The sequence below is a fragment of the Vibrio makurazakiensis genome (assembly GCF_050337375.1).
Taxonomy (GTDB): domain Bacteria; phylum Pseudomonadota; class Gammaproteobacteria; order Enterobacterales; family Vibrionaceae; genus Vibrio; species Vibrio makurazakiensis.
Genome location: NZ_JAKJSW010000187.1, coordinates 1 through 8381, shown reverse-complemented (window position 1 = coordinate 8381; position 8381 = coordinate 1). Strand labels below are relative to the sequence as shown.

Below are 8381 nucleotides of genomic sequence, written 5' to 3'. Positions count from 1 at the left end.
GTTGTAATGATTGGAAAAAATGAAGAGCGTCCGCAATACTCAACTCAACAACTTTTGGTAAAGCCGTGTCTCCAATAAATACGTTTCTAGCCTCCACTCGTAAGCGGGTACCATCACAGCCTGAGCAGGATTTTGTGGAAATATATTTGGATAAATCTTCACGAACGGCATTAGATTCAGTATCTCGATAGCGACGCTCTAATGTATTTAAAATGCCTTCAAATGGGTGACGTTTAACTCTAATATCACCACGGTCATTGATGTATTTAAACTCGACTTCAGTGCGGCCCGAACCTTTGAGGATAATATCTTGAGTCTTTTTCGGCAGGGATTTGAATGGAGCATAGAGATCAAAACCATAATGTTCAGCAAGTGCAGTAAGCATTTGGAAATAATAATAGTTTTTTTGATCCCAACCTTTGATAGCCCCTTCTGCAATGCTTAGCTTTTCATCGAGGATTACACGGCTTTCATCGAAGTATTGCTGCACTCCTAATCCGTCACATGTGCTACACGCACCTGCTGGGTTATTGAATGAGAATAAGCGAGGTTCTAGTTCTTGCATGCTATAGCCGCAAAGGCCACAAGCAAAGTTAGCAGAGAAAATAATTTCTTCGTTATCGGTTTCGTCCATCCAACCTATAACTGCAATTCCACCTGAAAGTTCTAATGTCGTTTCAAAAGATTCGGCTAAACGTTGCTGAAGATCCGGGCGAACTTTAAATCGGTCAACTACAACTTCAATTGTATGTTTTTTATGTAGTTCTAACGCTGGTGGATCGGATAAGTCACAGGTTTCACCATCAATTCGAGCTCGAATAAAGCCTTGAGCAGCAAGGTTCTCTAGCGTTTTTACATGCTCACCTTTGCGCTCTTTGACGATTGGCGCGAGCAGCATCATTTTAGAACCCTGTGGAAGTTCTAAAACTTTGTCGACCATTTGGCTTACTGTTTGTGCAGCGAGTGGTGTGTTGTGATCAGGACAGCGAGGTTCACCAACACGAGCATATAGAAGCCTAAGATAATCATAAACTTCCGTGATTGTACCCACAGTAGAGCGTGGGTTATGAGAGGTCGACTTTTGTTCGATAGAAATTGCTGGGGATAAACCTTCGATGTGATCAACATCGGGCTTTTCCATTAGAGATAAAAATTGACGAGCGTAGGCAGATAAAGATTCAACATATCGACGCTGACCTTCTGCGTATAAAGTATCAAAGGCAAGGGAAGATTTACCTGAGCCCGATAGTCCTGTAATCACTGTCAGTTTATCTCGAGGGATACTCAAGCTAACGTTTTTTAGGTTATGGGTTCGAGCACCTCTAATGTCTATCTTATCCATCTCTGCAAACCATGTAATTATTAATGGGGCAAGTATTACATAGTGTGAGATTTGTGCAATAAATTACTGGATAAAAAAACAGTTGTTATAAAGGGGCTATGATAGCCCCTTTATTTTATACGGAAGTTATTCTGCTTCTTTTTTGGTGGAGTGCTTACCAAGTTCAATTTGCTGTTGATCTTTTTTATAAAGGTTCTCAAAGCAGTAGTTGGTTGCTTCTATGTAGCCTTCAACACTACCACAGTCAAAACGCTGACCTTTAAATTTGTAAGCCAGAACACATCCAGATTTAGCTTGCTTAAGTAGAGCATCAGTAATTTGGATCTCACCGCCTTTCCCTGGTTCTGTTTGTTCAATCAGTTCAAAGATATCAGGTGTTAGAATATAGCGCCCAATGATCGCTAGATTACTCGGTGCTGTGCCTTGCTCTGGTTTCTCAACCATATCATCAACACGGTAAAGATCGTCTTTGATCATTTCACCAGAGATAACACCGTATTTGTGAGTTTCATTTTCTGGAACTTCTTGCACAGCGACTATCGAACAGCGGAATTGCTTGTACAGTGCTACCATTTGAGCCAATACACCTTGCTGTTCGTTTACGCAAAGGTCATCCGCTAATACAACTGCAAACGGTTCATCCCCAACAAGCTCGCGTCCAGTTAAGATTGCATGGCCTAAACCTTTCATTTCTCGTTGACGAATATAAGTAAAGTTCGCTGACTCGATGGTTTCACGAATATTATTAAGTAATTCTTCTTTGTTAGTGCCACTGATTTGGTGTTCTAACTCATAGTTTTTATCAAAGTGATCCATGAGAGAGTGTTTGCCACGCCCGGTGACAATACACATACCGTCCATACCTGCTTCAATCGCTTCTTCAACGCCATACTCAATCAGAGGCTTATTGACAACGGGCATCATTTCTTTTGGCATAGACTTTGTCGCAGGTAAGAATCGGGTGCCGTAGCCAGCAGCCGGGAATAGGCATTTCTTGATCATCATGGGACCTTAATTTTGAGTTTACATCATGTATATCAAGCAACTTTATCATGTGGTGCGTGAAAAATTCATTAATTAAAATAGATTAATCAAGAGAGCTCTCAAATCTAAGCTTAATTTGAGGTAATGGATATTAATTAAGATAATAAGTTCTGATTAGCCCATGCTATCGCTTGAGTTCGATTTTTCACTTTTAGCTTTTTGAATATCTGGTAAAGATGCGATTTAACGGTAAATTCACTGATAAATAGGTCATCGGCAATTTGAGTATTCGATGAGCCTGATTGTAAGCAACGTAACACTTCAAGTTCTCTTATAGTGAGATCTATGGTTGTGGGCTGGCTATTGCCATCGGTGATTTTTCGGTAGTGGTAAAGTAATTGGCTTGCAACGCTTCTTGGTAACCAGTTTTGTCCGTCGATAACGGCTTCTAATCCTTGAGCTATCAGCTCTTGCTTTTCGTCTCTGTAAAACAGACCTTTGAGTACGCCTAAGTTTATAAGCTCCTCGGTTGTTAGTCTTTGTCCGACGTTGAAAACGATAGTTTCATAGTATTTCCAAGCAACGGGCAGGTTTGGATGCTCAGCGAGTAGTATGTCGAATTGTTTGTGGTCTACAAGTAGTATTCGATTCCGATGCTTCTTATTTATGCACATTAGATCGTTGGGCGTAATGTAATGGATAGGTACAGCGGTACGCTTTTTTAACTGATTGATATGTATGTAGTTAAGTTCTGGTTTTAAACAAAGGAAATGTAATGTTCTTTTGTAGCTGGACGTTTTCATAAAAAACCTTATCAGTGAATCGGAATAGTAATTTGACACTGTAGGGAGCTTGTAACTATGTTGATTATTATGACTTGCGTTGAGTATCAAGGCTTAACGTAAACATGTGGTTTGTCAGTAGCAAAAAAAGTATTGCAGCTCTGAAAGTTATGAATTGTTACGGTTTTTTACTTTCACGATTGTGAACATTAGGAATGCGATTTGTCACAGCTGTAAAGCGTGCTATTCTTGTGCGCTAAAATTTTTAAGACACCTATGAATTTAGACGGAGCAAAGCATGGCTAGCCGTGGAGTAAACAAAGTTATATTAGTGGGTAACCTTGGTAATGACCCAGAAATTCGCTACATGCCTAATGGTGGTGCGGTAGCAAACATTACGATTGCTACGTCAGAATCATGGCGTGATAAAGCAACTGGTGAGCAACGTGAAAAAACAGAATGGCACCGTGTGGCGTTATTCGGTAAATTAGCGGAAGTTGCTGGTGAATACCTACGTAAAGGCTCTCAAGTGTATATTGAAGGCCAATTGCAGACTCGTAAGTGGCAAGACCAAAGTGGTCAAGACCGCTACACTACAGAAGTTGTTGTACAAGGCTTCAACGGTGTTATGCAAATGCTAGGTGGCCGTGCTCAAGGCGGTGCTCCTGCTCAAAGTGGTATGGGTCAACAGCAGCAAGGCGGTTGGGGTCAACCTCAGCAACCTGCAGTACAGCAAGCCTCTCAGCAGCAGGCGCAGCAATACAATGCACCAGCTAAACCACAGCAAGCGCCTCAACAACCTCAGCAGCAATATAATGAGCCGCCAATGGATTTCGACGACGATATTCCGTTCTAATTGTATTTAGCGTGATGTGCTGTAAACATCAGTAAATTAGTATGATTTGAAAAGCCGCGTTTACGCGGCTTTTTTCTATTTGTAACGTGTTAACACTTTGTTTGCCATTACCTTATATAGTATAAGTAGTAATACGGTATAAAATGAGTTGAAAAGGATTTCGTGCTTCATGAGATATACCCCTACACTAAAGCTAAGTACGCGTTTAGTTGCTTTCGTTACAGTCATTGTTATTAGTGCGATGTTCATACTCTTTATTGGTGGAACGTTATCGTTCAAACGTATTGGGCAGGAGTACCTCGACCATTACTTAGTTGGTATTGTTGAAGTTGTAGATAAAGAAATGGAAGACCCTGATGCGGCATACTCTATGCAGCGTTGGATGCCTAAAATGTTGCAAGCAAGCAATATCGTTGAAATGAAGCTGTCTAACTCGGCCGGTATTGTCTATCGATTCAAAGATACCTCTCCACAAATTGATACGAATCGACTCTATGAGCAAACCTTTATCCTAGAAAGGAACAAAGGTTATAGCATCGAGTTTAAAGCACTCCCTCCTTATATTGGTTACAACTATTCTCTAGAAGCTTTATGGTCGACAACTCTTGCGGTCGGTCTTGTTATATTTTGCTTAGTTCGAGGTGTTCATTGGTTGAAAGAGCAACTGATGGGTTCAGAACTACTTGAAGAGCGTGGCCGTATGATCCTAGCAGGACGAGTGGAGCAGTATGCAAAAGGCGACCATCAAGAGTGGCCCTATACTGCAAGTGAAGCGTTAGACGTTCTTATTGAAGAATTACAAGATGCCCGTCAAGAGCGAAGTCGATTTGATACTTTCATTCGAACCCAAACTTTTCTTGATAAGCTCACTGGCACCGCGAATCGAGTTTTATTCGATAACAAATTAGAGTCTGCTCTGCATGAAAGTGGCGGTAGAGGGGGCATCTTACTCGTTAGAATTGAAGAGTGGGAAGATGCTGTCGAAGAAAATGATAAGCAAGTGTGCGATAGCTTTATTATTGAAGTTGGTGAGGTATTGTCGAATATTGTTCAGCGTTACCCCGATGTGATTTTCTCTCGTTATTATGATGCGGATTTTGCGGTATTTATCCCTCATCAAGGTTCAAAAGAAGTGTCGGCGTTGGCAGTGCAGTGTCAAAAACAGTTAGAAAAATTAACCCCACCAGAACCACTTGATATTGATAACTGGTCTCATATTGGTATGACCATGTATAGCGAAGGCGAACGACATAGTCAGATCATGGACGAGGTCGAAACCGCTCTAAAAAGTGCACAGCTACAGCGTGCAAATGCTTGGAGCCGTTTCCCCAAGCAAGTGAGTAATGAATTAGATAGAGGCAGCGTACGCTGGCGCACTTTACTCGATAAGGCATTATTGCCTGAAAATTTGGTTATATTTACTCAGCCTTGTTACTTGTATCAGGTTAAAGGTTCTCGAGATATCTTGCACCAAGAAGTCTTTACTCGAATCGTCGATCCGGAAAAAGGGGTGTTGAAAGCTTCACGCTTTATGTCAGCAGTAGAGCAAGTGGGATACGAATCACAAATGGATCGCTCTGTCCTGACTATTCTTATTAAATTATTAAAAGAATCAAACGGTTCAAACTGTTATTCTATCAACCTGAACGTCGTACCATTTTCAAACAAGAATTATCAGAAATGGTTTAGGTACGAACTATTGCAGTTACCTATCTCAATACGTAAAAATCTCAATTTTGAGTTTTCGGAAGGACGATTAGTACAGCATTTAGATTACATGCGACCGGTAGTGAAAATGATATCCGGTTTAGGGTGCAAAGTGATTGTTGGTCAAGCTGGTCGAACAATTGTTAGTACCCATTAWATTAAAGACTTAAAAGTCGATTTTATTAAACTGCATAGAAGTTTAATAAAGAGAATAGATCGACGACATGAGAACCAACTTTTTGTTAGCAGTATTATTGGTGCATGTGGTGACTCTAGCACCCAAGTTATTGCGGTTGGCGTGGAAAATAAGCAAGAAAAAAACACGTTGGTTGAGCTTGGTGTCCTAGGCTTTCAGGGGCGTTACTTATCACCTGAAGAGCAGATAATTCCACAGCCTAAAGTTGAATCGAAAGTTAAAGTTGGGCGTAGAAATCGCTGGCGAAAAAGTAGTTAGATAATGAAATTAAATAATATCTTAGACAAGTTAAGACCTAAAAAGGCTGAAAATAAGCCTCTGACTGTAATGATGCAGCAGAGTGGTCTCTATTTGTCTGCTTCTGAAAGTGCTGAGCATAGCTCGATAGCAATGACAGTCCCGATTACGGCAGGAGACTGGGAAGGAGCGCTAAAAACACTTCTAACTAGTGAAGTGCTTAATTCGCCGTCGCTGCGAGTGGTGTTGAGTTCTCATTACTACCAAACTTATCAAATTGATAAGCCTGAAATGCCAGAAGAAGAGTGGCCGGTTGCTTTACCTTTCTTGCTTAAAGACCTGATCACAGAACGAGTGACCGATATTGTCGCAGATGCTATTGCTCTTCCTACAGCGAACAAACTACAAGTTTATGTCTTACCGAAAAAGGTGTTAGACAAGATCCTGACTATCGCTGCGTCAAGCCAGATGGTACTTGAAAGTATTGTCCCTGAAGATGAAGTGTGGGGGCATTCAGCGGGTGAGCTTGGCAACTTTATGCTGTTGCAACGTAGCAGTAAAGAGAACTTTAAAATCGGTGCATTTGTTGAAAATACCATGTGTTTTCAAAGAACCATCCGTAACGTTGTACCGCCATTGACTGGTGTCGCCTCTAGCGGATTACAGCTTGATGGCTTGGCTCTCGAATTACAACGCTCTATTGATTACCTCTCATCACAACTCAAAGGAGCTCAACTCCATCAATTAAAAATTTGCTGTGATGAGGAAGATGAGACTGAACTTGCTGAAGCTCTGAATGAGCGTTTAAGCTCGAAAGTTGCCAAGCTTATTGAGGATACTCGAAAAGAGTCGGGCAATCTTATAGCGGATTTATCTGCGTCTATTGACGACTTCCAAATCAATTTATATCCCAAGCATTTAAAGCCTAAAAAAGAATACTTTACTCTCACTAATATCGTCGCGAGTTGGGTCGCTATGAGCGTAATGTTGTTGATATCTTACGGCTATATTGTGTATCAACAAAGTCATATAGACTCTAAACTGGCAAGCGCTCAACAGGAATTGAGTCAACTAAATAATGAACTGAACGAGAATCGTGCAAAATTAGCTAAACATAAACCGTCGCCAGAAAAAATAGCAGCAATTGCTCGATTGAAGCGTGATATCACATCGAAAAAAGGTGCATTACAAGCTGTTGCGCAATATGACGATTCCGATCAAATTGGGTACTCCGGTGTTATGACAGCATTAGCTAAACTTGGACGAAATGATATATCGCTCTCTAAAATATACATGGATAACAGAACCTTAGATCTTAGTGGTTATGCTAGTAGTGCTGGCGTTGTTCCTAACTGGGTTAGCCAGTTTCAGGAAGATTTAAACTTAGTCGGGCGGGTGTTCGAGGAGCTGAAAATTTCTCGTAATGAGGATGATGTGATCACCTTTGAATTGTATAGCCAAAGAGGGGAGAAGTGATGAACCAGAAATGGTCACTGCTAAACGATAAGTTTGCAAATTTAACTCCTCGCGAAAAATGGTTGGTTACTATTTGTGTGTCTATCGCGCTGGTTCTCTCAGTGTTTACTGTTTTAATCGAGCCCAGCTACAAGACTTTAATGGCTGATGAATCTAAGCTTACTGTCGTAAAGCAAAATATTCAGAAAGCACAGGGCGAGCTTATGGTGGTTAAAGCCAAGCTACAAAGAGACCCGGATAAAGAGCTAAATATTCAGTACAAAAGTTTGTTGGCTCAAAGCCAAGATCTTTCTGTTGATCTGGCAAAAGTCACTGACGGATTGATTTCTCCGAATCAAATGACAGATATGCTTGAGAGTGTGTTGGTTTCTAAAGGAAATTTGAAATTAATTGCTTTGAGTTCTTTAAAACCAGAGCCTATAGAAAGCAAAGATACTGAAAGTAGTTTGTCTGGGTACTATGTACATCCAGTCAAAATTGAATTGACGGGCAGCTACTTTTCAATTGTTGAATATTTAACAATTTTGGAAACTCTGCCAATGAAATACTATTGGCGAAACTTTCAATATTCAGTGGAAGAGTATCCTCAGGCAAGGCTGATATTTGAAGTGTATACCTTAGGTACAAGGCAGGAGTTCATCGGTGGTTAGAACTTTGTTGTTATCATTAGCATTTTTTGCGACCAGTGCCGCTGCGACTCAAGATCCTACGGCCCCTCTCGGGTGGTTAAAACCTGAAGCCCCTAGTGCGCAAAAAAACAAAAAGAAAGTCGTAAAGTATTCATTACCTACACTGCAAAGT

7 protein-coding genes are annotated in these 8381 nt (G+C 40.8%); 4 read left to right on the top strand and 3 right to left on the bottom strand.

Going from position 1 to position 8381, the window contains the following annotated elements; all coding sequences use genetic code 11:
- The 3 genes from L4C33_RS17140 to L4C33_RS17130 form a co-directional block, all read right to left on the bottom strand.
- The coding region (locus L4C33_RS17140) for a UvrA family protein (RefSeq protein ID WP_489686446.1) at positions 1–1342 on the bottom strand (1342 nt) is incomplete at its 3' end.
- A 126-nt stretch (positions 1343–1468) separates the two neighbouring features.
- The gene (gene galU, locus L4C33_RS17135; RefSeq protein ID WP_428813627.1) at positions 1469–2344 is read right to left on the bottom strand and encodes a UTP--glucose-1-phosphate uridylyltransferase GalU; all 876 of its coding nucleotides are present in this window, start codon (positions 2342–2344) and stop codon (positions 1469–1471) included.
- A 137-nt stretch (positions 2345–2481) separates the two neighbouring features.
- On the bottom strand, positions 2482–3129 hold the full coding sequence (locus L4C33_RS17130; RefSeq protein WP_428813626.1) for a LuxR C-terminal-related transcriptional regulator: 648 nt from the start codon (positions 3127–3129) through the stop codon (positions 2482–2484).
- A gap of 277 nt (positions 3130–3406) precedes the next feature.
- Between L4C33_RS17130 and L4C33_RS17125 the strand changes: the two genes are divergently transcribed.
- The 4 genes from L4C33_RS17125 (at position 3407) to L4C33_RS17110 (ending at position 8230) form a co-directional block, all read left to right on the top strand.
- Positions 3407–3964 (top strand): single-stranded DNA-binding protein, encoded by a 558-nt coding sequence (locus tag L4C33_RS17125; protein ID WP_428813625.1) that lies wholly within the window; start codon positions 3407–3409, stop codon positions 3962–3964.
- 169 nt (positions 3965–4133) lie between these two features.
- On the top strand, positions 4134–6125 hold the full coding sequence (gene csrD / locus L4C33_RS17120) for an RNase E specificity factor CsrD (RefSeq protein WP_428813624.1): 1992 nt from the start codon (positions 4134–4136) through the stop codon (positions 6123–6125).
- A gap of 3 nt (positions 6126–6128) precedes the next feature.
- The gene (locus L4C33_RS17115) at positions 6129–7580 is read left to right on the top strand and encodes a type IV pilus biogenesis protein PilM (protein ID WP_428813623.1); all 1452 of its coding nucleotides are present in this window, start codon (positions 6129–6131) and stop codon (positions 7578–7580) included.
- Complete coding sequence (locus tag L4C33_RS17110; protein ID WP_428813622.1) at positions 7580–8230, top strand: MSHA biogenesis protein MshJ; 651 nt, start codon at positions 7580–7582, stop codon at positions 8228–8230. Before L4C33_RS17115 ends, L4C33_RS17110 begins: the two co-directional genes overlap by 1 nt.
- Positions 8231–8381 lie beyond the last annotated feature (151 nt).